The 22,544-nt window shown below is 34.0% G+C and carries 26 protein-coding genes; 19 read left to right on the top strand and 7 right to left on the bottom strand.

All coding sequences use genetic code 11. The features are described from left to right. Nucleotides 1–45 precede the first annotated feature (45 nt). The 7 genes from GJV85_RS10840 to GJV85_RS10810 all read left to right on the top strand — a co-directional run bounded on the left by GJV85_RS10840 (nt 46) and on the right by GJV85_RS10810 (nt 6,158). Complete coding sequence (locus tag GJV85_RS10840; protein WP_207561393.1) at nt 46–951, top strand: PDC sensor domain-containing protein; 906 nt, start codon at nt 46–48, stop codon at nt 949–951. After that, complete coding sequence (gene hisH / locus GJV85_RS10835; protein WP_207561392.1) at nt 948–1,559, top strand: imidazole glycerol phosphate synthase subunit HisH; 612 nt, start codon at nt 948–950, stop codon at nt 1,557–1,559. The genes GJV85_RS10840 and hisH overlap by 4 nt, the downstream gene beginning before the upstream one ends. Before the next feature lie 5 nt (nt 1,560–1,564). Continuing rightward, nucleotides 1,565–2,275: a 1-(5-phosphoribosyl)-5-[(5-phosphoribosylamino)methylideneamino]imidazole-4-carboxamide isomerase gene (gene hisA, locus GJV85_RS10830; protein ID WP_207561391.1), complete on the top strand. Its 711-nt coding sequence runs from the start codon at nt 1,565–1,567 to the stop codon at nt 2,273–2,275. A 68-nt stretch (nt 2,276–2,343) separates the two neighbouring features. Beyond that, nucleotides 2,344–2,718, top strand: coding sequence for a chemotaxis response regulator CheY (locus GJV85_RS10825; protein WP_207561390.1), 375 nt, complete (start codon nt 2,344–2,346; stop codon nt 2,716–2,718). Next, nucleotides 2,718–3,545 carry a 50S ribosomal protein L11 methyltransferase gene (locus GJV85_RS10820; protein ID WP_207561389.1) on the top strand — a complete coding sequence of 276 codons (828 nt, stop codon included), beginning with the start codon at nt 2,718–2,720 and terminating at the stop codon, nt 3,543–3,545. Before GJV85_RS10825 ends, GJV85_RS10820 begins: the two co-directional genes overlap by 1 nt. A gap of 20 nt (nt 3,546–3,565) precedes the next feature. Then, a complete protein-coding gene (ftsH, locus tag GJV85_RS10815) occupies nt 3,566–5,533 on the top strand; it encodes an ATP-dependent zinc metalloprotease FtsH (RefSeq protein WP_207561388.1) in 1,968 nt (655 codons plus the stop codon). Then, nucleotides 5,523–6,158 carry a phosphatidylserine decarboxylase gene (locus GJV85_RS10810; protein WP_207561387.1) on the top strand — a complete coding sequence of 212 codons (636 nt, stop codon included), beginning with the start codon at nt 5,523–5,525 and terminating at the stop codon, nt 6,156–6,158. Before ftsH ends, GJV85_RS10810 begins: the two co-directional genes overlap by 11 nt. A 2-nt stretch (nt 6,159–6,160) precedes the next feature. Here the strand turns inward: GJV85_RS10810 and GJV85_RS10805 are convergent, their stop codons facing one another. Beyond that, on the bottom strand, nt 6,161–8,497 hold the full coding sequence (locus GJV85_RS10805; protein WP_207561386.1) for a tetratricopeptide repeat protein: 2,337 nt from the start codon (nt 8,495–8,497) through the stop codon (nt 6,161–6,163). Nucleotides 8,498–8,619: 122 nt separating this feature from the next. Further along, nucleotides 8,620–9,051 (bottom strand): hypothetical protein, encoded by a 432-nt coding sequence (locus GJV85_RS10800; protein ID WP_207561385.1) that lies wholly within the window; start codon nt 9,049–9,051, stop codon nt 8,620–8,622. 167 nt (nt 9,052–9,218) lie between these two features. Between GJV85_RS10800 and GJV85_RS10795 the strand changes: the two genes are divergently transcribed. Continuing rightward, entirely contained in the window at nt 9,219–9,656 is a 438-nt protein-coding gene (locus GJV85_RS10795; RefSeq protein ID WP_207561384.1) for a GGDEF domain-containing protein, read from the top strand. A gap of 11 nt (nt 9,657–9,667) precedes the next feature. Here the strand turns inward: GJV85_RS10795 and GJV85_RS10790 are convergent, their stop codons facing one another. The 3 genes from GJV85_RS10790 to GJV85_RS10780 all read right to left on the bottom strand — a co-directional run bounded on the left by GJV85_RS10790 (nt 9,668) and on the right by GJV85_RS10780 (nt 10,994). Further along, nucleotides 9,668–10,066 carry a group III truncated hemoglobin gene (locus tag GJV85_RS10790; RefSeq protein WP_207561383.1) on the bottom strand — a complete coding sequence of 133 codons (399 nt, stop codon included), beginning with the start codon at nt 10,064–10,066 and terminating at the stop codon, nt 9,668–9,670. Nucleotides 10,067–10,192: 126 nt separating this feature from the next. After that, nucleotides 10,193–10,465 (bottom strand): hypothetical protein, encoded by a 273-nt coding sequence (locus tag GJV85_RS10785; RefSeq protein ID WP_207561382.1) that lies wholly within the window; start codon nt 10,463–10,465, stop codon nt 10,193–10,195. Between the two features lie 190 nt (nt 10,466–10,655). Then, on the bottom strand, nt 10,656–10,994 hold the full coding sequence (locus tag GJV85_RS10780) for a hypothetical protein (protein WP_207561372.1): 339 nt from the start codon (nt 10,992–10,994) through the stop codon (nt 10,656–10,658). A 388-nt stretch (nt 10,995–11,382) separates the two neighbouring features. On the opposite strand from GJV85_RS10780, the gene GJV85_RS10775 reads away from it, so the two are divergent. The 11 genes from GJV85_RS10775 to GJV85_RS10725 all read left to right on the top strand — a co-directional run bounded on the left by GJV85_RS10775 (nt 11,383) and on the right by GJV85_RS10725 (nt 20,381). Further along, the gene (locus tag GJV85_RS10775; protein ID WP_207561362.1) at nt 11,383–11,610 is read left to right on the top strand and encodes a 4Fe-4S dicluster domain-containing protein; all 228 of its coding nucleotides are present in this window, start codon (nt 11,383–11,385) and stop codon (nt 11,608–11,610) included. A gap of 115 nt (nt 11,611–11,725) precedes the next feature. Beyond that, on the top strand, nt 11,726–12,295 hold the full coding sequence (locus GJV85_RS10770; RefSeq protein WP_207561361.1) for a carbon monoxide dehydrogenase beta subunit family protein: 570 nt from the start codon (nt 11,726–11,728) through the stop codon (nt 12,293–12,295). Between the two features lies 1 nt (nt 12,296). Then, nucleotides 12,297–13,499: a transketolase C-terminal domain-containing protein gene (locus tag GJV85_RS10765; RefSeq protein ID WP_207561360.1), complete on the top strand. Its 1,203-nt coding sequence runs from the start codon at nt 12,297–12,299 to the stop codon at nt 13,497–13,499. A gap of 1 nt (nt 13,500) precedes the next feature. After that, nucleotides 13,501–14,370: a thiamine pyrophosphate-dependent enzyme gene (locus tag GJV85_RS10760; RefSeq protein WP_207561359.1), complete on the top strand. Its 870-nt coding sequence runs from the start codon at nt 13,501–13,503 to the stop codon at nt 14,368–14,370. Continuing rightward, a complete protein-coding gene (locus tag GJV85_RS10755; RefSeq protein WP_207561358.1) occupies nt 14,370–15,086 on the top strand; it encodes a 2-oxoacid:ferredoxin oxidoreductase subunit gamma family protein in 717 nt (238 codons plus the stop codon). Before GJV85_RS10760 ends, GJV85_RS10755 begins: the two co-directional genes overlap by 1 nt. Nucleotides 15,087–15,189: 103 nt before the next feature. Continuing rightward, nucleotides 15,190–16,161, top strand: coding sequence for a CobW family GTP-binding protein (locus tag GJV85_RS10750; protein WP_207561381.1), 972 nt, complete (start codon nt 15,190–15,192; stop codon nt 16,159–16,161). Between the two features lie 437 nt (nt 16,162–16,598). Beyond that, entirely contained in the window at nt 16,599–17,312 is a 714-nt protein-coding gene (locus tag GJV85_RS10745) for a carbon monoxide dehydrogenase beta subunit family protein (protein WP_207561380.1), read from the top strand. A 10-nt stretch (nt 17,313–17,322) separates the two neighbouring features. Further along, nucleotides 17,323–18,513: a transketolase C-terminal domain-containing protein gene (locus GJV85_RS10740; RefSeq protein ID WP_207561379.1), complete on the top strand. Its 1,191-nt coding sequence runs from the start codon at nt 17,323–17,325 to the stop codon at nt 18,511–18,513. A gap of 15 nt (nt 18,514–18,528) precedes the next feature. Further along, the gene (locus GJV85_RS10735) at nt 18,529–19,434 is read left to right on the top strand and encodes a thiamine pyrophosphate-dependent enzyme (RefSeq protein ID WP_207561378.1); all 906 of its coding nucleotides are present in this window, start codon (nt 18,529–18,531) and stop codon (nt 19,432–19,434) included. Nucleotide 19,435: 1 nt separating this feature from the next. Continuing rightward, nucleotides 19,436–20,140, top strand: a complete 705-nt coding sequence (locus GJV85_RS10730; protein WP_207561377.1) for a 2-oxoacid:ferredoxin oxidoreductase subunit gamma family protein — start codon at nt 19,436–19,438, stop codon at nt 20,138–20,140. 13 nt (nt 20,141–20,153) lie between these two features. Next, entirely contained in the window at nt 20,154–20,381 is a 228-nt protein-coding gene (locus GJV85_RS10725) for a 4Fe-4S dicluster-binding protein (protein ID WP_207561376.1), read from the top strand. A gap of 97 nt (nt 20,382–20,478) precedes the next feature. Here GJV85_RS10725 and GJV85_RS10720 read toward each other — a convergent pair whose 3' ends face one another. Both GJV85_RS10720 and tig read right to left on the bottom strand, forming a co-directional pair. After that, entirely contained in the window at nt 20,479–21,147 is a 669-nt protein-coding gene (locus tag GJV85_RS10720) for a leucine-rich repeat domain-containing protein (protein WP_207561375.1), read from the bottom strand. Between the two features lie 17 nt (nt 21,148–21,164). Beyond that, the gene (tig, locus tag GJV85_RS10715) at nt 21,165–22,418 is read right to left on the bottom strand and encodes a trigger factor (protein WP_207561374.1); all 1,254 of its coding nucleotides are present in this window, start codon (nt 22,416–22,418) and stop codon (nt 21,165–21,167) included. Between the last annotated feature and the right edge of the window lie 126 nt (nt 22,419–22,544).

The following is a 22,544-nucleotide window of genomic DNA, read 5'->3' as shown; positions in this document are numbered from 1 at the left end:
TTTGATATAATTTTAAAAACATAAATATTTTAGAAGGCTAAAAGAATGGTTGCTTCAGATATACAAAATTTTGCGATGGGAAGAACAAAGGTTCGTGCATACTTTTGTTACCTATTTTCTAAAAATATCCCAAACAGACTACCCTCCTTAACTCAAGAGATGGTAATACCTAATCTACTCAAAATAAAAGCAGATTTAGAGAACTGTGAAGGTGTTTACCTTTTAGATAATGCAGGAGTTCAAGTAAGTCCTACATACACAAAAAATAAAGAGATCGAAGAAGATATAGGGAAGATTAGAGCAGAGCGTGCCTATTATTACCGTGCTATAAGGGAAGGGCGATGTAGTATCACCGATCCATATCCATCGCTAATAACGAATGGGCTTACTGTTACGGCTTCTGCACCAATTTACTCTGAAGATGGAAAGATTAAGTTTGTAGCATGTCTTGACATGCCATTTAATTCCGTTATTGAAATAGCTCGTTTAAATACTTTAGATTCATTTTTTGGTATATTTTTCAAATATTCATATGCTATTTTTGCTGTAGCACTTATTGCCGTGGCAATGCTCCTATTTTTAAAAGGTATAGATAGCTTTTTTGTTTATGAAATTACACCTGAACATTTTGAAATTAAAAATGTTTTTGAGGCAACTATCTTGCTTACATTATCGCTGGCCATATTTGATCTTGCCAAGACCCTTATAGAAGAAGAGATAATGGGGCGGCATAAAGAAAACAACATATCGGGTCCGCATAAGACTATGGTGCGTTTCTTGGGTTCTATAATTATTGCACTCTCTATCGAAGCTTTAATGCTTGTATTTAAGTTTGCGATAACCGACCCAAGTAAACTAATATATGCAATGTATATCGTAGCTGGAGTGGCGATGCTACTGATCGGCTTGGCAGTATACATTAGATTTACTAAATTAAAGATAGATGAATGATTGCAATAGTTGATTACAATATGGGAAATTTAGCGAGTGTAAAAAATGCTTTTGCTAAACTTGGAAAAGATACCGTAGTGGAGAGTGACCCTAAGAAGTTTAAAGAGTACGATAAGTTAATACTTCCTGGCGTTGGCGCATTTGGGGATGCAATGGAGCATCTTCGTGAACGTGATATGATAGATGCTATAAGAGAGTTTGCTGCGAGTAGCAAGCCTATGCTTGGCATTTGTCTTGGCATGCAGCTTCTTTTTGATAGTAGTGAGGAGTTTGGAGATCATGAGGGACTTGGACTTATAAAAGGAAAAGTGACTCCTTTTGATAGTTCTAAGTTTAGTGAACCACTTAAAATTCCACATATGGGCTGGAATAGAATGTTCACAACTGAGCATCCACTGTTTAATAACTTAGATGAAGAACACTACCTATATTTTGTACATACTTTTCATGTTAACTGTGAGAATGAGAATGACATAATAGGACGAACAGAGTATGGATATGAATTTACTTCAGCAGTAGCTCATGGGAATATTATGGGGATTCAACCTCACCCTGAGAAAAGCCATGAAAATGGACTTAAAATTTTAGAAAACTTTATAGGATTATAATAACAATGACTTTATACCCAGCGATAGATTTAAAAGATGGACAGGCGGTTAGACTTACGAAGGGTCTTATGGATAGCGCAAAAGTTTATTCAAGTGAACCTTATGAACTTGTAAAAAAATTTGAGGAGATGGGTGCAGAATGGGTACACTTAGTTGACTTAAATGGTGCATTTGCAGGAGAGCCAAAAAACTTAGATTCAATTATTAAAATTAGAGAAAACTGTAATGTTAAGCTTGAACTTGGTGGTGGGATTCGTGATGAAGAGACCATCAAGAAAATGTTAGAGATAGGCATTGATAGAATTATTTTAGGCTCTATTGCAGTTAAAAATCCACAATTTGTAAGAGATATGGCTTCAAAATATCCAATCGCAGTTGGAATAGATGCAATAGATGGATATGTAGCAGTAGAAGGATGGGGAGAGGTTAGTACAATGAAAGCGACAGACCTTGCTCGTGAGTTCGCTAATGCTGGTGTTGAAGCGATTATCTGTACAGATGTTGGTAAAGATGGAACTCTAAGTGGTGTTAATGTTGAGTTTACTCTAGACATTGCTCGTGCGAGTGGCGTTAGTACAATTGCGAGTGGTGGTGTTAAAGATGAAGATGATATCACTGCCTTAATTGCTACGAAAGAAGTAGATGGCGTTATCATCGGGAAAGCTTATTATGAAGGAAGATTAGACCTTCCAAAAATGTTTAAATTACTTGATTAATAGTAAAACAAACAAAATTTCGATATTATTAGAGACTAAATTTATAAATTTTTGAAAAGGATTTCCTCTTGAAATTACTTGTTGTTGATGATAGCTCTACAATGCGTCGTATTATTAAAAATACACTAGCTCGTCTTGGATATAAAGACATTTTAGAGGGTGCTGATGGTCTTGAAGGTTGGGCAGCGATGGATGCAAATCCTGATATAGATATGCTTATTACCGACTGGAATATGCCTGAGATGAATGGCTTAGAACTTGTTAAAAAAGTTCGTGCTGATGAAAGATTCACTGATGTTCCAATTATTATGGTAACTACTGAGGGTGGTAAAGCAGAAGTTATAACAGCATTAAAAGCGGGTGTAAACAACTATATTGTTAAACCATTTACTCCACAAGTTTTAAAAGAAAAACTTGGTGCAGTAATGGGTGTTGCGGAGTAATGCAAGAGCACTACTTCGAGTTAGTAGTTAAAGTTTCCTCCCACCACTCACTTTTTTCCGACTTTTTATCAGATACACTTCCTGTAGGTTTTGAAGAAAATAGTGATGGCTTTATTATTCGAAGTGAGGATGAACTTGAGACTATAGTATGGGGACTTGAGCAGTTTGCTGAAGCTCTCCAAAAAGCCCTAAAGCAAGAGATAGATATTGAGTGTACTCAAACAAAACTTCAAAATAGTGATTGGGTAGAGTCCTACCAGAAAAGTATAGAACCTCTCGCTATTGATAAATTCTATATTCATCCAACATGGAGTAAAGCGAATCCAGAACTAATAAACATTGTTATTGATCCTGCATTAGCTTTTGGAACGGGGCATCATCCTACAACAGCTTCAGCTCTAAAAGCTATATCACACTATGTAAAAAAAGGTGATGATGTTTTAGATGTTGGTTGCGGCAGTGGAATACTTGGTATCGCAGCAATGAAATTAGGTGCGAGTGTAGACGCATGTGATACAGATCCTATTTCGGTTAATAACTCAGTAGAAAATGCAAAACTTAATGAGTTAGTATTTGATAATATATGGGAAGGCTCATCTTCACTTATATCTAAAAAATATAACTTAGTTGTAGCAAATATAGTCGCAGATGTTTTAACTTTTATAGCCAATGATTTAAAAAATGCCTTAAAAGAAGATGCTATTCTTATCTTGTCAGGTATTTTAGATAAATATGAAGATAAAGTTTTAAACTTTTATAAAGATTGTGAAATAGTCGAAAAAATAGCTCAAGATGAATGGGTTACTTTAATTTTAAAAAGAAAATAATACAAAAGAGATAAATCAAAATGTCAAAACAAGAAAACAACAACAATAATTTTTTTAATAAAAATCCACTCATAACATTTGCTATATTTTCCGTAGTAATTATTTTGCTTTTTAAAGTCTTAGTAGGTGAAGGTGGTGGTTCTAGTACTGCAGCTCTAGGTGGAAACACAAGAGTAAAGCAAGTAAGTTACTCTGAGTTAAAATCGCTTGTTGATTCAAGAAGTGTAGGCAAAGTAGAAATTGGTCAGAGTTACATCAAAGCTACTTCCTCTGATGGTACAAAAGTATATACAACTAGAATTGTTAAGGGTGATACAAAACTTGTGGAATCACTTGATAAACAAGGTATAGAATATAGCGGTTTTAGCGAGACAAACTGGTTTACAGAAATGTTTGGTTGGTTATTTCCATTTTTAATAATCATAGCTATCTGGATGTTTTTTGCTGGGCGTATGCAAAAAAGTATGGGTGGCGGTTTACTCGGCATGGGTAACTCAAAAAAGATGGTAAATTCTGAAAAACCTAAAACTAAGTTTGATGATGTAGCAGGTGTTGAAGAGGCTAAAGAAGAAGTTCAAGAGATAGTTGACTTTTTAAAATATCCTGCTCGTTATGTTGAAATAGGTGCGAAGATTCCTAAAGGAGTTCTTCTTGTAGGTAGTCCAGGTACTGGTAAAACACTTCTTGCTAAGGCAGTTGCTGGTGAAGCTGAAGTGCCATTCTTCTCGGTAAGTGGTTCTAGTTTCATTGAGATGTTTGTTGGTGTTGGTGCAGCTCGTGTTCGTGATCTGTTTGAGCAAGCAAAAAAAGATGCTCCAAGTATTATATTTATAGATGAGATAGATGCTATTGGTAAGAGTCGAGCAAGTGGTGCAAGCATGGGTGGAAATGATGAACGTGAGCAAACGCTAAATCAGCTTCTTGCAGAGATGGATGGATTTGGTACAGATACTCCAATTATTATTTTAGCTGCTACAAATAGACCTGAAGTATTAGATCAAGCACTTTTAAGACCTGGGCGTTTTGATAGACAAGTGTTAGTTGACAAACCAGATTTTGAGGGTAGAGTTAAGATTCTTAAAGTTCACGTTAAGGGTGTTAAGATGGACTCTGACGTAGAACTTGAAGAGGTTGCTCGTCTTACTGCAGGACTTGCAGGTGCTGATTTGGCAAATATTATCAATGAAGCTGCACTATTAGCTGGTAGAAAAAGTCAAAAAACAGTTAAGCAACAAGATCTTTTTGAGTCAGTTGAGCGTGCCTTAGCAGGGCTAGCTAAAAAGTCTCGCAGAATTAACCCTAAAGAGAAAAAGATAGTAGCTTATCACGAAAGTGGACATGCACTTCTTGCAGAAACTACTGTTGGTGCTAAGAAAGTATCTAAAGTATCTATAGTTCCACGTGGTTTAGCCGCACTTGGGTATACACTAAACAAACCTGAAGAAAATAAGTTCATGATGCAACGCCATGAACTTTGGGCAGAAGTAGATGTGCTTCTTGGTGGTCGTGCTGCTGAAGAAGTTTTCATAGGTGAGATATCTACAGGTGCTGGAAATGATCTTGAGCGTGCTACAGATATTATAAAATCTATGGTTCAAACATATGGAATGAGTGATATTGCTGGTCTAATGGTTTTAGAAAAAAGTAGACAATCATTCTTGAGTGGAGGTGGTATGCAATCAACTCGTGAGTATAGTGATAAGATGGCTGAAAATATGGATGAGTTTATAAAAACATCTTTAAGCGAAAGATATGCAGTTGTTTTAGCTAGACTTGAAGAGTATAGAGGTGCTATAGAAAAGATGGTAGCTCTTCTTTACAAGAAAGAAAATATTACAGGCGAAGAAGTAGTAAAAATCATAATTGACTTTGAAAAAGATAATGAGATGGAATCAAAAGTTGTTAAAAGCTCTGATGATATAAGTGAAGAGTTAAAGGATGATGCATCTATGATTGATAAAAAAGCTGGACCGAGTGATGAAGAGTAATCTTCTTCCTGTAGCAAAAGAGGGTTGGATATATATATCTTATTCCTTAGTTGCGTTTATACTCTTCTCTCTTTTAGATCTCTCTTTTCTCTCTCTTGTATCACTTACCATAGTTCTTTTTTTAGTTTATGTATATAGAAATCCAGAACGCCAATTACCTATGTTTGCAAACTTTAGTGTAGTAGCTCCTTGTGATGGTGTAGTAAGTGCAATAGTAGAACTAGAAGATGATAGGGAATATAGCTATAGAGTGGATGTCGAGAGTGGGTATAGTGATATCTCTATATTAAGAGCTCCCATGAATTCTAAAGTTGAAGCAATAAATCTAGTAAATGGGACAAGAGTTTCAAAAAATAGTAAGCTATTTTCAAGTATTAATGAGAGCTGTACTGTGGTCTTTAGAGATGAGTCTAACAATAGAGTAAAAGTAATGCATAGACTCTCTCAAAGTTTTGCTCCAATATCTTTTGATCTTAAAGTTTCACAACAACTACATCAAACATCTAGATATGGTGTTATACTTTGTGGAGTTACAAGTATATATCTTCCAAGTAATTTTAGACTTGATGTAAATATTTCAAGTGAGATTAAATCTTCAGAGACACTTTTAGGCTATTTTTCTTAAATCTACTCTTTTGGATGTTGCTTCTTGAAGAGTAACTCATTTGTATTTATACTAAAATCAAAATACTGCGAAATAAAACCATCTTCTTCTATTCTAGAGAGTTGAATTACAGCTCCTGCATTATTTTTAACCTCTAAGTATAGTAGAGCAAGTGCATAGCGGCTCTCAAAGAAATCACTGTCTTTTAATTTTGATAGTTCCAGGAGTGCTATTGCATTTTCGTGGTGTCCCGCAGCGGTTGAAGCAACCGCTCCCATAAATAGAGTATAAGAATCCCTCACTTGTAAGTCATCAATAATGTGGTTATAAAGAGTGTAAGACTCTTCAAACTGCTTATCATAAAGTGATGCAAGAGCAAGGGCACTCTCTATTTCATGTGTATTTGTATCTGTTGTTTGAAGAACTTTTTTAAGTTGTTCACGTAAAAAGTAGAGTTTACCCGTTATTAGGTTTTCTTGTATATATAAATAGCGTGTAATATATGGACCATGGTAGAGATCATTAAAATTAAAGTCTTGTTTTTTTAAGTAATTAAGTACCTCATTCGCATACTCTTTTGGTTTATACTCACTAAAATGAGTATCTATATACATTAGATGAGGGAGTATATCATTTGGTAATAAAACTGTGAGCTTGTTTGTAGCTTGTTTAGCTATATCTAAACGGTTTAGTTTTAATGCGATAATAGTATTAAGAGTTAGATAAAGGGGGCGTTGTTTATAATCATTATCCAGCCACTCTATAGCAGATACATAGTTGTTCTCACTGATATACAGAAGTGTTTTGTAAAGCTCTTTTTCTTCACTCGCTTCTTCACTTGTAATAGAATCAATAAGGATAGATTTTAGTTTTTTTGACTCTTTATGTATCAACTGTGAGGTCATAACTGCATAAACACCTGAGAGATAGTTTTTTGCATCAAGGTAGTATGAACGTAAGAAGTGCTCATGAGCCTTTTTATTATCTCCCATTTGAGCATAAGTAAGAGCTAAATTATAGTGTAATATTGAGTGTTTTGGCTGAATCTTGATAAGCTCTTGTAAATCAAGGTTTGCCTCTCTTATTTGAAGGTTTAATGCTTTTTTAATGGCCCTTGTAATACCGATATTTACATTTGATGATGATGAACTTGTTTTTAGATACTCTTTTGCCGCTTGAATATTATCTATGTAAATATTGGCATTTCCTTTCCTAATATAGCTAATTGTTTTATTAGCGTTAAAAACTTTATAGGGAGAAAAAGTAAATATTTTCTGAAATATAGTGCTCTTTGAATGAATGATTTTATCTCGGTAGAGCTTTTGTGCTTTTTGAGTATCAAAAAGAGAATCTTTAAGTTTGACTTTTATTGGATAGTGCTCATAAACTTCCTCTGGATACATATCGGTTACATTTTTTATTTTAGATGCAGAGCGTTTTAGCTGACCAGACTTGAGACTAATAAGAGCAAGTGCAAGTTGTGCTTTTACAGGCTGAATATTTTTTATGATTGCTTCATCAAAATGGTTATTTGCAAGTGCAAAATCTCCTATCCTCGCATATAAGAGACCAAGCGAAAAGTCATCAAGGTGCTCATTGTTTTTTTCAATGATATCAATAGCTTCATAGTCATTCCCATAAAGAGCGTTAATTCTTGCAGCGAGGTTTTTCTGGGTAGTTTCATACTCATTTGAAGTTGCGTTTTTAAGTGAATTAAGTGCATTGATATAATCTTGATTATAGTAACTTATAAGAGTGTAGTAGTATGAGTATAGAGGTGAATTAACTTCATATGGAAGGTAAGCATAGGCTAAATCTATATAGTATTTAAAACTCTCTTGATCTTTTAAATGTAAAGAGCAGACTGCAGCATTTATAGCGCTTACACATCTTTTTTCATCGTTTTTAATTGCTCTTGTAAATGTTTTTAACGCCAAAGCATACTGCTCGTTTTTTAGTTGAGCTACTCCTAAGTTGTATTCAGAGATTGCTTCACTGTAGTGAGCTATATTTTCATAAAGTGAGAGTGCTTTTTCTTTAGAACCATTCGTATAAAGATAGTTTGCTTTTGCTATCATGTTTTCTAGTTTACTCGGTTCTATTTTTTCCTCTGTTTGATTTTCAAGTTTTTCATCTAAAAGATCCATATCAAGTGGTATTACTTTTTGAGGAGATTTACTAAGAAGTACAATAGTAAGAATTATGATTAATATGAGAAGCAGACCAAGTGCAGCAAAAATAATTATTTTTTTCTTTTTAGAGCTATCTAATGACTCCTCTACTTTTTCCTCAGTGGGATGTAAGTTCTCGGCGGCTTCACTATCTTCAATAATTATTATCTCTTCTTCTAAATCAGCCATTTATTACCTTGAATGTTTTCATAATATAGTCTATTATCTAGATGATTAATTTTTGCTTTAGATAGAGGTAAACTTACGATTTAAAAGCTCTTCTAGCCCTAAAAGACTAGAGAGAGTTTGAATTAGCCTATTATAAGGTAAGACAGAACATATGCAATTACAGAAGCTGCAATGAAAACTGATCCATACATAAATGACGAAGCGAGTTTTATTACAGGTTGATAAGTCCATTTTACAAGTAAAATTACCCATGAACCTAATAGTGAAGGTATAAAAGTATATGCTAACGCAACTTCTTTAAGTGCAAAGAGTTCATTTGGAACATAAACAAAATGTATAATCATTAAATCAAAAATCACTAAACTAATGAAATAGATAAGCATATAGCGAATAGTTTGAAACTGTCCAATACATTCCGTTGCTTTTAGCTCTTGAGTAAAAAGACCTTTCATGTCAGAAAAATCAGCATCTTTAAGTGATTTCTCTTCACATGTAAAAAAAACAATTAGACCAAAAAATAGTCCTGCACCAAGTGTTAATAACATTGTACCCATTGTAAACCCCTTATGATTATTTTATAACAAAATATTATATCCTAAATTTTTCTATGTATTAGCTTAAATTATGTTTCTTTATTAAAATTATTGCTAATTATATAATTAAATTTAATTTCGTTATAAAAATTGGAATATGTAGGAAAGGAAATGGAATAGGACGACATATGGTTAGAATGATATGTTCACGAAGTAATATCTTAGTAGATGCTGATTATTTTGCTAAAAAGTGTGACTTAAATGAATTTAAAGAGATTAATGATACTTACGGACATAACATAGGGGATAAGATCTTAAAAATGGTCTCTAGAAAACTTCAAGAGATTGTGAGAGTTACTGATACTGTATCACGCTATGGAGGGGATGAGTTTATGATTTTACTTGAACATATAGAAAATACAGATGAAGCATCTGAAATTATTGAAAAGATTAAATCAAATTTTCCAGTTGTTTGTCTTGAAAGTAAGTCAGAACTGCATATAAGCATTAGCATTGGGTATGCATCTTTTCCAGATGAGGGTACTAGCTTTGAGCAACTATCAAACTTAGCTGATATCAAAATGTATGATAGTAAAAATGACTATTATGGATACTCTAGAGTATAAAAAGTATTTGTTTAGTCATCTTCATCTTCATCGTCAATACCAAGATTGTCTATAAATTGTTCGGCTAGTCTATCTGCCTTTGTATAAAACTTATCAGCTATCTCTGGAATAAAAAGTTCATTTACCGTTGCTTTAAACAGCAATAACCAACGTTCAAAATGTTCACGAGTAAGAGGTCCCATGAAAGCATGTGGCGGAAAGGGGTTTCCACCATAGCCAAACTTTCCAGTCATCATAAGGTCCCAAAATTTGTATAAAGTATTTAAGTGCTCATGCCATTTACCATTATTTAAGTCATCACCTAAAGATTTAATGAAAATAGGTGCTAAAATATCATCTTCAAGAACAGTGCCATAAAAAAGACGTACCATCTCTTCTATCTTTCCTCTATCTACTGTATCATAAGGCATAATCTCTCCTGTAATTAATAACTAAAGTATAGCAAAAGGTATATTTGGGGGGAATAAAATAGAGAAGTTATTGAAATATAACAACTCTATCATTCTATTTTGAAGATAAAATTTTAATTTGATGGATTAGCAGCCACAGCTTCCAGAGTCACAACTGCTGTCACTAGAACCTGTTCCACAGCTACCTGCATTAGGATTGTCAAATACTCCAATGATAAAGTTATCATCTTCAGTTTTTTGAGAAACAAATTGGTGTGTAGAGCAGAACTCTTCATTCATAAGTTCTGCTAGTACATTTGCATAATTGTATGCATCTTGTTGATTATCAAATGCTTTTTTTGCTTCATATTCACTTTTTTTAAAACATGCACATTCATATGCCATTTCTACTGTATTCATAAATCTATCCTTTTATCTTTAATTTTCGAATTATAGTGATTAAAGCCAAAACAAAGATAGGATTTAAAAGTACTTTATTTTTATAAAAGTTTATTTAGACTTTAAGTAGTTTAAGGGAGTTGTTTTTGTTAAAGAGGAGACTCTCTTCAAAGCAAGTTAAAGAGAGTTTTTTTGTTCTAATTCAAGTAGCTTAACTATGAGTACTAGTTTTTCCGCGTTTGTCACCATTTGGAGTCTCTTCAGCATCATCAAAACCTATTTTTACATTACTGTTTGCTATAAGCTTTTTTACATCTTCATAGTCATAGTCTTCATCTTCATCTACTGGACGTACTATTTTAGTAATAAGAATTTTTTCACCAAGATCTACTGCAGTAAAGTAATGTGTAAGACAAAACTCTTGATTCATGCGACACTCTAATACCTTAGCTCTCATGTGTGCATCTTCTCTATTCTCAAAAGTCATAGTCTGATCCATACCACTTTTCTTAAAACAACTACAAGGATCATCAATCTCAATTGTATACATATTCTTTCCTTTTAATATTATTTTGAAATTATAGCACTCAGAACTTTAGTTTCACTCAGTGCTTTTTAGAGTTGTTTTTTTATTTAAGTTAAGAAAGAGATATAATTTAGAATAAAAATTTATTAAATATATAAAAGCCCATTTTTGTTAATATTTAATGAATATAAAATTATGTTAATTTATCATTCGTATCAATTAAGTTTATATATTCTTAAAGAAAAGTCAAAGGTTTTTTGAGTAGAATTCTTTTTATAAAACATAAAATGTAGCTGACTAATAGATTTATTTATAGTTTTTTTGAGGCTACATCGCGAATTATTGGACTTGACAGTTAAATATTATTGTCAGGTTTAATAACAATGTTTAAGTTATTATGAGGAGTAAATAAATGTATTATGTAGCAAAAGTTGATTCAGACAAGTGTGCTGAGCATAAATGTAATATGTGTACACTATATTGTCCAGAAGCTAATACGCTAATGTTCGATAAAGTTGGAAATACATCTTGGGTCGATGAAGATAGATGTAAAGGGTGTGCACTGTGTGTGTACGTATGTTCTGACCTACTTAATCGAGATTGTATTTCGATGGAAATGGCTGAAGCAAAAGAAGTTTAAGCTCCCATTCTATTGTCGAGAGTAAATCTCGATAAAAATGGCTCAAACTAAAAAAAACAAGTATAGAATTTAGACTTAATTCAAAATACAGTTAAAAAAAATCATAGGAGAACTTATGGCAAACCAAGGTCCCGCGTATTATTCACCGTATCCTGCGGCTACGTATGAAGGTGTAATTACACCACCAGAAGGAAAAGCACTTTTACTAGAAGAGATAGTAGATGAAGAAATTGCAATGAGAGAAATTGCAAAAGTTATGTTGACTAAAGAGAATGCAACAATTTTCCCTGGTCCACAAGTACTATACGGATTTAACGAAGAAGCTAAAAAGAAAGCTACTCTTATAAAAGAGATGTCAGAAATTCTTAACGCTAACATGATTCCAATGTATGATTACAGACCAAAGTATCCAAAAATTGATGCAGAAGTTGAGATCAATCCAAATCACCCAAACTTAACAATTTGGCATAACAATATTAAAGCAGCGATATTTATCGGTGTTCACTGTCACTATGCAAATGTTGCATTAAAAATGGTTAGATCAGAGACAGATTGTTATACAGTTGCTATTTGTGGTTTATCAGGACACGAAGATGCTATGGCTACATTAAGAGACCAGCATTCATCAGAACTTGAAAAATTCAATAAAATAGCTAGAGAAGTAAAAAAAGAACTAGGATTATAATATGAGTAAAATTACTGATATGACAGATACGCATAACTGGTCTGGACAAAGACTAGTTACAGCGGACGAATTATTATTTGAAGCACCAAGAGAAAAACACTTCATGACAGGTTCTGAAGTTTTAAAAGAAGCGGTAAAAAGATGTACAGTTGATGCATCAGTATCGTACCCAATTACACCACAATCTGAAGCAGCTCACCTTATCGGTGAACTATGGGCAGAGGGTTATGTAGGTACATACTTCCGTGGAGAGAATGAGTTTGGTGTTATGTCTGAAGTTGCAGGTTGTGCAATGGCAGGTGCTAGAACAATTACAACTACTTCAGGTCCAGGTACACTAAGAGCAATGGAAAACTTTGCTCAGTGGTCAGGAACTAGAATTCCATGTCAACTGATTCTAATGGCTCGTGGTATTAACTCACCACTTACTATTCAACCAGATAACTTGGAAGTTTCTTATATGCTAGAGACTGGATGCCAGATTTGGTATGCTGAAAATGTTCAAGAACTTTTTGACATGTCAATTGCAGCATTCGTTGTAGCTGAAAAGCCTGATGTTCATGTGCCTATTATTACTGTAGTTGATGGATTCTTTGTATCTCACACTAGAGAGGCAGTAATGCTTCCTGCTGATGATATCGCACTCTTCCCATATGAGCCATATAAGTCTCCATTACCTCCGATTGATTCAGAAACACCTCCGGGACGTTTCTTAAGAGATCCATTCGTAATGAAGTCTAACTATATCTCTTATGCAACACATGCTTCTTGGCAGTTTGAAATTAGATCTGCAGTTGAACGTTCACGTCCATATGCTGAGCACTTCCTAGATGGTCTAGTTCATACAACAGGTAGTGAAGACGCTGAAATCGCATTTGTTACTTGTGGTACTGCTTCTCATCAAGCTAAAGAGGCTGAAAGAGAACTAATGAAACTTGGAATCAAATCTAAAGTTATTAAGTTAAGAACTATTAGACCATTCCCAGAAGAAGAACTTATTACAGCACTAGAAGGTGTAAAACATATATTTGTACCTGAGTTTAATGTTGTTGGTTGGTTAGAAAAAGAAGTGAAAAAAGCACTTTACAAAAAAACTGAAGCGGACATCGTTGGCGGACCTAGAGTTGCTGGTGGTATGAGTATGCCTGCTGAAGCAATTATTAAAGAAGTTATGGAAAAAATCAATCCAGGTAAAGGAGCATAGTATGGCAATAGATATCTATAAAATCAATCCAGAATTTAGAGACATTATGCCTCAAGAGATTATTGATCTTGAGGAAAAAGCTACATGGGCTCAAAATCAAGACAAGCCTCGTGGTATTAAAGAACTTCCACAATCAAAAGAGTTATTAGAAGAGCACTCTTTATGTGCTGGTTGTCCAGAAGCTGCTGCATTGAGATATGTACTTTCTGCACTTCCTAAACCTGAAGAGACTATCATTGTTAACTCAACTGGTTGTACTTCATTAATGTTCCCACATATTGCACTACATACTGTGCACTCACTATTTGGTAACCAAAATGCTGTTGCAACTGGTATCAAAAGAGTTCTTGACTGGAGATTTCCAGATACTGAAAAAGATGTTGTTGTTTTAGCGGGAGACGGTGCTACTGTTGATATCGGTCTTGACTATACACTTCAATCTTTCTTTAGACAAGAAAACATTACAACAATCTGTTTCGATAATGAAGTTTACGCAAATACTGGTGGACAAGAATCAGGTGCTACACCAAAAGGTCAAGTATTTAAAATGGCTCCAACTGGTAAAAAGTTCGATAAAGTGCCAATGTGGAAGCTAGCTACTACATCAGGATGTCACTATTCTATAAACATGACAGCTTCTGCTCCTAAAGCAGTTGCTAAAGCAGTTAGAGAAGCGATATTAGTTGCAAGAGAAATCGGACCAACTTTCCTTAACATCTATACACCATGTATTCTTGAAATTGGACTAAGTGCTAATGAAGGACTTGGAGAAATGAAAGAGCAAGACAAAGATAGATTTGAGTCTTACAAATATATTTCACCAGAAGCTGAAGAGTTTTTAGCAAAATGTAAAGAAGAAGGACGTTTATAATGGCAAAAGATTCAATTAAAGTAAGACTTCCGGGTCTTGGTGGTCAAGGTGCAGTTACTGCAGCTCACATTGCTGCAACTGCTGCTGATACTGATGGTTACTATGCTGTTTCAAATCCATTCTTTGGTGCTGAAAAACGTATGGCTCCATCAGAGTCTTATGCAAGAATAGGTACAGTGCCTATTTACGATAGAGGGGAAGTAATTTATCCTGATATTGTTATGATTTTCCACCCACAAGTTATTACTATGGGTAAATCATACACTATGCCTTTTTACGCTGGTATTAAAGAGAATGGTTTAGTTATCATTAACTCTGAAGTAGAGCTTTTAACTGAACACGATAAGAAAGTTTTATCTGACTTAAATGTTAAGGTTCTTACTAAAGACTTTACTCAGTTTGCTATCGATCAAGCTGGTACTGAACTTGCAACTAACATGGCTATGTTAGGTGCACTGTTTGGTGCTCTTGGTACAGTTTCTAAAGCTGCAATTGAAGAGGGAATTAAAGATAGATTCCTTAAGAAATATACTGCATCTGGTGGTACTGCTACACTTGACTCAGTTATTGAGAAAAAGTTTAAGAAGAAACAAGAACTAATTCAAAAGAATCTTGATACTGCATCAGCTGCTTATGATTTAACAGCTGCATGGGCTAAAGAAGTTGGACTTGAGCCAATTCTTGAACCTTCTAAAAACAACAACGGTAACAAGTAATCTTTTAACCGTGTCTTTGGCACGGTTTTACTCTCTATCTACACAAGATGCATTTCGCATTTACAAATACTAATTCAATCAAATATTATTTTAAGGTTCCCTCATGATACAATCATTCGTAATTACTGGATTTCTAGGTGTTGGAAAAACAACTATGTTGACCAATACAGTTAAAGAGCATTTTAGTGATAAAAAAGTAGCTATTATCGTAAACGAGTTTGGAGATATAGGAATAGATGGAAATATCCTAAGCAATGTTTACAGTGAAGTATTGGAGATATCAGAAGGCTGTATTTGCTGTCAATTGGCAGAAGAGTTTGAAAGTGGTGTAATTGAGATTATGAATAAATATAATCCAGAGATTATATTTGTTGAGACTTCGGGAGCATCAGAGCCCTTTCCTATCTTTTTATCTTTACAAAATCTTGGTATTTCCGTTGAGGGCGTTATCTGTGTGGTTGATGCCAAAAATTTAGATTCCTACAAAGATAATTCAACTGCAAAATATCAAATTGGTGGTTCAAATATTATTATTTTAAACAAGACCGACTTGGTTAGTGAGCTCGAGTTAGAGCATGCAAGGAAAGAGGTTATCGAAATTAAAGAAAAATTTAATATCAAAAATAACCTTACAGGCAAAATGATATTTACTAATTATGTTGTTGATAATGCTCAACAGGGTGTAGTAAAAAAAGATATTTTTAACGGGGTTTTTAAAACTGAAGAAATCATTGGTTTAGCAAAAGATTATAATCATCTTGATCATACTACTGAGGACTCAATAACTCAGAAAGTTGTTTACCTTAAAGAAAATATCAATTTTAACGATATTGATGAAGTATTACAAAATATTCCTAAAAGTATTTATAGAGTTAAAGGTATTGTGAGAACACTGGATGTGCCCAATCCTCTAGTTATCAATTATTCATTTGGTAATGTATCATACGATGAGTTAGAAGGTTATAGTGAAAAGTCGATTCTGATATTTATAGGGGAATCTATAGATGATGATGTACTATTATTAACTGAAAAGTTCGAGTTTATGAACCTTCCTAAATTTAGACTCGCAAAGTAAAAATTTAACATACTAATCTTTATAGCCAATTTAAAGATTAGTAAGCCATATATACTCTTCTTAATCTCTATAGTGTGTAAAAATAGAATCTTATTAGTTACCTCCATAAATTTAATATGTAATTCTTCATTAATCCTATTAAAATCATTCTGTTTAATAATATACATAAGTAAAATATGTTTCAATTTTGCCCAATACTATTATCAATATGTTACAAATTACTACTTCTAACTAAATTCATGTATCTCAAAGATTTTATACGATAGTATTTCCCAAATTCATGTATTTCATATGTATGGAATGTATCAGGTGGTACATCTATTCTGAAAGACGTTATATCTAATCTTTAAGATTTGTTATTAGGTATAGAATTTAAAAATGTTTTATGCATTTTTTGTGTATTTTACAAAATCGTTTCGTAAATAAAGGAGAAAACTATGTCAAAAATTATCACAGAGGGTCCTGCTGGGTATATGCCACAGTCAGCACCATCTATGGGAGTTGAGCTAGCACCAACAGGTAAAGCACTTCTCTATGGAAACATTGTCGAAGAAGAAGAGGCAATGAGAGATGCAGCAAGAGCTATGCTTACAAAAGAAAACCCAACTATCTTCCCTGGTCCTCAAGTGTTATGGGACTGGAAAGAAGACGTTGCAGCTAAAGCAGCAGCACTTTTAGAGCTTGCATCTGAAATTCCAAACTGTAAAATTATTCCAATGCCAGATTACAGACCTAAATATCCAAAAATTGATGTTAAGGCTGAAATTAATCCAAATCACCCGAATTTAACGATTTTAGATAATAAAATTAAAGCATGTATCTTTGTTGGTGTTCACTGTCACTATGCAAATCTTTCATTAAGAATGATTCGTGCTGGTACTGATTGTTATACAATTGCTCTATGTGCTTATATGGGACATGAAGAAGCAATGGCGTCAATCAGAGATTTACATGCAGAAAACATTACTAGATTCAAAGAAATCGTTATTGAAGAAAGAAATAAATTAGGCATTGAGTGGGAAACTACTCTACCACCAGAAAATCCATCTTTACAAAAAGAGGACAATAGTTCATTATCACCTGCTGATTATGGTGAGTATAGAAGTCTCATCATGACAAAAAAAGGTGAGCATGTTACTGATGTCGAATAAAGGAGAATAAATGAGCGCAATAGAAAGACCACAACCAAACAAGACAAAAACATTCGTAGATATGGATTACCTATTACATGAGGCTCCAAGAGAGCAGCATTTTATCACAGGTGCTCAAGCAATGGCGGAAGCTGTTAAAAGAGCAAATGTTGATATGGCAATTGCTTATCCTATTACACCACAATCTGAGGTAATGCACCTTGTTGGTGATATTTATGCTCAAGGTCACCTTAAAGAGTACTATAGAGCTGAAGAAGAGCTTGGTACAATGTCAGCAATCGCTGGTGCAGCTAGAGCAGGTGTACGTCTGTTTACTGCAACTTCAGGACCAGGGCTTTTAAGAGGTCTTGAAGCTATTGCTTCTTGGCCAGGTCACCGTGTTCCAGCGGTATTAGGTGTTCTTACTCGTGTTGTAAACGCACCATTATCAATTCAACCTGATAATATAGAAATGGCATATTTAATGCATTGTGGTGCTGTAATGTTACATGCTGAAAATCAGCAAGATACATTTGACATGACATTAGCAGCATTTGCTATTACTGAAAAAGTTGATGTTTATATTCCTGTATCTGTTTCAACAGAAGGTTTCTTTGTTACTCACGCTAAGGGTTATGTTGACATGATGTCTGAAGACTTAGCATACAAAGATTTTGATTCAGTTGCAGCTCCAGTTCCAGCTATGGATAATGAAACTCCACCAGCTAGAATTCAAAGAGATGCTCCGGTTCAAAAGTCAAACTTTATGTCTTACCTGATTCACTCAGTATGGCAGCAAGAGATTTGGGATTCAAATCGTCGCGCAATGAAGTATATCTACCAATATCTAGGTGGACCAATTGAAGTTGTTAATCCTGATGCTGACGTATTTGTTATCGCATCTGGTTGTGCTGCTGCTCAAGGTAGAGAAGCACAAAGATATGCTGAAGAAGAAAACTTAAACGTTGGTCTAATTAAAGTTAGAGCAATTAGACCATTCCCAATTGATGAAATCAATGCAGCGGTTAAGAATGCTAAGACACTTATCGTTCCTGAGCACAATATTATTGGTTGGTTATCTAAAGAGGTTAAAGCGGCAATTCCTAATGGTGGTATTGTTGTAGAAGGTCCAAGAGTATACGGTGGTATGACACTACCTGTTGAACTTATCATGAAAGAAATTTATACTGCTCTAGGTTTAGAGTACGATCTTAAATTATAAAGTAAAGGGGATAGAATGAGTTTAAAATATGTAACTCCGGCAAAAGTATTTAAAAGATATTTGCCAAAAGATTATGTTGAATTAGTTGATTACGGTCCATTTGGAAAGACTCAAGAAGAAGCTGGTCCTCAAAATATGGGTCAATTCAAAGAGTTAGTTGAAGAGCACCCAATGTGTTCTGGTTGTTGGATGGCTTATTACATCAGACTAATATTTGCTTCACTTCCATGTCCGGAAGAGACAGTAACATTAGGTACAGCTGGTTGTGGTCGTCTAGCGATTTCTCAAGCTGCTGTTCCATTTATTTATGGTAACTACGGTGACCAAAATGCAATGGCTTCTGGTTTAACTCGTGCATTCAGATTACGTTTTCCAGATAAAACAAAAGATGTTATTACTATTGCCGGTGACGGTGGTACTATGGATATCGGTTTCTCAATGACTATGCACTCATGGATTCGTGGTGAGAAATTCACTACAATCATGCTTGATAATGAAGTTTATGGAAACACTGGTGGACAAGAGTCAGGTATGTCTCCTAAGGGTGCTGTTCTTAAAATGGCTCCATTAGGTAAGAAAGGCGAAAAAATGCCAGCTACAGACTTAGCAATTGCTGCTGGTTGTGTATATGTTGTAAGAATGTCTCCTACAAATATCAAAAAAGCGGCGCAGATCATCAGAAGAGCTATTTTTGTAGCTCGTGAAGTTGGTCCTACATTTATCCATGCATACACTTCATGTAATATTGAGTATTCAATCCCTACTGAAGAAGTATTTGCAGATGCTAAAGAGAAAGAAAAAGGTCGTTTCGCATTTTACGAATATATGACTGATGCTTCTAAAGAAGTTATAGAGCGTGTAGAAGGCGAAGAAAAAGCAGCTAAGAAAGCATTAAAAGCTGCAAGAGCGGAGGCAAACTAGTATGGCAACAGATAAAAAAAGATATAACATACGTATTTCTGGTCTTGGTGGCCAGGGTGTTGTTACTACTGCACACATTCTTGGTTCAACTATGGATAATGCAGGTAAATATGCATCTTTGGTTCCATTTTTCGGTTCTGAAAAAAGAATGGCACCTGTTGAAGCTTATGTAAGAGCTTCTTCAGAGCCAATTTATGAAGTTGGGGAAGTTGTTTATCCTGATATTATTATGATTTACCATTCACAAGTTGTAACTCATGGTAAATCATATACAATGCCTTTTTATACAGGTCTTAAACCAAATAGTTTAATTATTATTAACTCAGAGTTTAATGTTCTTGAAGAGGAAGATAAGCAAGTACTTCGTGACTTAAATGCTACTGTTGTTCAATTTGATGCTACTAAACTAGCACAAAAAATTGCAGGTACTGAACTTGCAACAAATATGGCAATGATGGGTATGTTACTTGGTCTTACTAAGCTTGTTACTACAGAGCATATCGAAGCTGCTGTTAGAGAAAGATTCCTAGGAACTTCTTTCGTTTCTTCAGGTGGTACAGCTATGCTGGATTCTGCAATTGAGAAGAAATTCAAGAAAAAAGAGCAATTACTTGAAGCTAACATGAATGTTATCAAGTGGACATTTGACATGGCTGCTAAAGTAGATTTAGAATCTGGTGATTTAATTACCCAAATTGACGTATAAAAGGAATTTATGAATGTATTATGTAGCAAAAGTTGATTCAGACAAGTGTGCTGAGCACAAATGTAATATGTGTACACTTTATTGTCCAGAAGCTAATACGCTTATGTTCGATAAAGAAAATAATACTTCATGGGTTGATGAAGATAGATGTAAAGGGTGTGCACTTTGTGTATACGTTTGTTCTGATCTTCTTAACCGTGATTGTATTTCAATGGAAATGGCTGAAGCTAAAGAAGTTTAAGCTCTTTTCCTAGAGTCATTCTTCGGGATGTCTCTAGCAGATAGTATTTTACTATCTGCTAATATTTATCTACTCTTTTCCCCAAAAAAATAACTTACTATATAGAAACCTCACAATTGTTTTCCAATAACTTTTCTAGCCATATAACATCTTGTTGGCTTAGCTCTAGTTTATTATAAAGAAAATCTAGTTCTTTTAAATTTATAAGATTGACAATTTCATTAGGTAACTTTGTAAGTTTATTTTTCCATAAAGTAAGTCTTGTTAATTTTGTAAGCTTTCCAATTTCTTTTGGAAGGGAAGTAAGTTGATTCCTTCCAACTTCTAAAATAGTTAAGTTTGATAAATTACCTATTTCTTTTGGTATCTCAAAAATTTGATTTTCTTGAATGCTAAGAACTTCTAAATTAGTTAGTGAAGATATCTCTTTTGGTAAATGTGTTAAGTGATTCCCTGGAATATATAGCTCTTGTAGATTTATTAGCTTACCGATTTCTATAGGGAGCTTAGAAAGCTTGTTACCTGATAAATAGAGCTTAGTTATATCTCTAAGGTCACATATCTCTTTTGGTAGGCTGTCTAGTTGATAACCAAGAAGATTTAGCTCAGTTAATTTTACTAATTTATCTCTATCTCTTGGTATACCTTTAAAGTAGCCACCTTTTAAATAGGAGTCATGTTCTATCCATTTTAGATTGGGGATCTTATTTTCATCTGCCCAATTTAATATTTTCTGTATTGCCCCATCACCTATTTTATTAATCAAATCTATAACCTTCTTACTTATCTATTAAATCCTAAGATTTGACCAAATAGTTTGTCTTCTGTGAGTCCTAGCTTTGCTGATACCATTAAGTTGTTGTCTCTGTAGTACTTAACAAGCTCTTGAGCATCCTGACCTGCCATCATTGCTTGATATGTAAGTGCTGCTATTACTTCTTGCTCATCAACATCAACATTCATTTTTTTAGCTAAGGCTTCAACAATCATTGCTATTTTAATTCCATTTCTTGCTTCATCACGTACTGATTCTCTGAGTTCACGAAATTTATCTTTATCTTCTACATATGGTTTATGTTGCTCTTGAGTAAAGTTTTTTGTTTTTTCACGTACTTTTGCATCCATCTCTTGTTCTACTATATTGTTAGGTAGTGTAAAGTTAAATTTTGTAAGTAGACCTTCTATTAGTTTTGGTTTTAGTTCAGACATATAAAGTTGAGAAATCTCTTCAGATGTTATCTGATCTTCAAGTTTAGCTTTTAATGTATCAAGGGTAGCTGTTGTATCATTTAAGATTCTTTTTGCAAATGCATCATCAGGTGTTTCTGCTTTTTGCTCTTGAATCTCAAGAAGTTTTACAACAAATTTAGTTTCTTTACCTGCTAGTTCTTCTGATTGATAATCCTTAGGAAAAGTAACTGATATTGTTCTCTCATCATTATACTCCATGCCAATTAGTTGTTCTTCGAATCCTGGAATAAATGATTTAGATCCTATTTTAAGATTAAAATTATCTGCACTACCACCTTCAAATGGTTTATCATCTAAATAACCTATAAAATTTATAACAGCAACATCATTATTTTCAAGAGTTTTTGCCTCTGGAATTTTTACAAAAGGTGCTTGTTGTGTAGCAAACTCTAATAGCTTTGCTTCTACCGCATCAGGATCTGCTTTTGGTTTAGTAAATTTAGGTACTATATCCATAAACTCAACATCGACATTAATCTCGGGACTTGTAGACAATTGTACTTCAAAGTATATACCATTTTCGAGTCTCTCATACTTTTTTAGTCCTGGCTGACCAAGAAGAGTTTCTACTTCAATATTAGCTTTTGTAATTCCAGCATCTACAAACTCATTGAATACTAGACCAGCAGCATCATGTTCAAACTTTTCAGCACTCTGATTATCGTTAGCTGAGTCATTTCCAGCTTCTTCTTTAAGTTTAGCTACTTTATCTTCTATCGTACTGTTTTCTACACTTCCACTAATTATGTAGTTAATATCATCTAATTTTTCTACTGTAATATTCACTATAATCCTTTTTATTTTAATAATGTAATTTTAGCATTATTGTCTAAAACTAAGATTTTGAATAAAGTAAGTTAATTAGAGAAATTTTGTTTTAATTTTTGCTGAGGGTATAGAATTCCAATGTGA

The organism is Sulfurimonas aquatica (assembly GCF_017357825.1).
Taxonomy (GTDB): domain Bacteria; phylum Campylobacterota; class Campylobacteria; order Campylobacterales; family Sulfurimonadaceae; genus Sulfurimonas; species Sulfurimonas aquatica.
This window is presented reverse-complemented; position numbering and strand designations above follow the sequence as displayed.

What these genes read in the sequence shown, in the direction of transcription:
- GJV85_RS10730 (WP_207561377.1), top strand. Translation starts at nt 19,436, where the DNA reads ATGGCAACAGATAAAAAAAGATATAACATACGTATTTCTGGTCTTGGT.
- GJV85_RS10760 (WP_207561359.1), top strand. Translation starts at nt 13,501, where the DNA reads ATGGCAATAGATATCTATAAAATCAATCCAGAATTTAGAGACATTATG.
- GJV85_RS10780 (WP_207561372.1), bottom strand. Translation starts at nt 10,994, where the DNA reads ATGTATACAATTGAGATTGATGATCCTTGTAGTTGTTTTAAGAAAAGT.
- GJV85_RS10795 (WP_207561384.1), top strand. Translation starts at nt 9,219, where the DNA reads ATGGTTAGAATGATATGTTCACGAAGTAATATCTTAGTAGATGCTGAT.
- GJV85_RS10775 (WP_207561362.1), top strand. Translation starts at nt 11,383, where the DNA reads ATGTATTATGTAGCAAAAGTTGATTCAGACAAGTGTGCTGAGCATAAA.
- GJV85_RS10735 (WP_207561378.1), top strand. Translation starts at nt 18,529, where the DNA reads ATGAGTTTAAAATATGTAACTCCGGCAAAAGTATTTAAAAGATATTTG.
- hisH (WP_207561392.1), top strand. Translation starts at nt 948, where the DNA reads ATGATTGCAATAGTTGATTACAATATGGGAAATTTAGCGAGTGTAAAA.
- GJV85_RS10800 (WP_207561385.1), bottom strand. Translation starts at nt 9,051, where the DNA reads ATGGGTACAATGTTATTAACACTTGGTGCAGGACTATTTTTTGGTCTA.
- GJV85_RS10810 (WP_207561387.1), top strand. Translation starts at nt 5,523, where the DNA reads ATGAAGAGTAATCTTCTTCCTGTAGCAAAAGAGGGTTGGATATATATA.
- GJV85_RS10755 (WP_207561358.1), top strand. Translation starts at nt 14,370, where the DNA reads ATGGCAAAAGATTCAATTAAAGTAAGACTTCCGGGTCTTGGTGGTCAA.
- hisA (WP_207561391.1), top strand. Translation starts at nt 1,565, where the DNA reads ATGACTTTATACCCAGCGATAGATTTAAAAGATGGACAGGCGGTTAGA.
- GJV85_RS10740 (WP_207561379.1), top strand. Translation starts at nt 17,323, where the DNA reads ATGAGCGCAATAGAAAGACCACAACCAAACAAGACAAAAACATTCGTA.
- GJV85_RS10790 (WP_207561383.1), bottom strand. Translation starts at nt 10,066, where the DNA reads ATGCCTTATGATACAGTAGATAGAGGAAAGATAGAAGAGATGGTACGT.
- GJV85_RS10785 (WP_207561382.1), bottom strand. Translation starts at nt 10,465, where the DNA reads ATGAATACAGTAGAAATGGCATATGAATGTGCATGTTTTAAAAAAAGT.
- ftsH (WP_207561388.1), top strand. Translation starts at nt 3,566, where the DNA reads ATGTCAAAACAAGAAAACAACAACAATAATTTTTTTAATAAAAATCCA.
- GJV85_RS10770 (WP_207561361.1), top strand. Translation starts at nt 11,726, where the DNA reads ATGGCAAACCAAGGTCCCGCGTATTATTCACCGTATCCTGCGGCTACG.
- GJV85_RS10745 (WP_207561380.1), top strand. Translation starts at nt 16,599, where the DNA reads ATGTCAAAAATTATCACAGAGGGTCCTGCTGGGTATATGCCACAGTCA.
- GJV85_RS10805 (WP_207561386.1), bottom strand. Translation starts at nt 8,497, where the DNA reads ATGGCTGATTTAGAAGAAGAGATAATAATTATTGAAGATAGTGAAGCC.
- GJV85_RS10820 (WP_207561389.1), top strand. Translation starts at nt 2,718, where the DNA reads ATGCAAGAGCACTACTTCGAGTTAGTAGTTAAAGTTTCCTCCCACCAC.
- GJV85_RS10750 (WP_207561381.1), top strand. Translation starts at nt 15,190, where the DNA reads ATGATACAATCATTCGTAATTACTGGATTTCTAGGTGTTGGAAAAACA.
- GJV85_RS10765 (WP_207561360.1), top strand. Translation starts at nt 12,297, where the DNA reads ATGAGTAAAATTACTGATATGACAGATACGCATAACTGGTCTGGACAA.
- GJV85_RS10725 (WP_207561376.1), top strand. Translation starts at nt 20,154, where the DNA reads ATGTATTATGTAGCAAAAGTTGATTCAGACAAGTGTGCTGAGCACAAA.
- GJV85_RS10840 (WP_207561393.1), top strand. Translation starts at nt 46, where the DNA reads ATGGTTGCTTCAGATATACAAAATTTTGCGATGGGAAGAACAAAGGTT.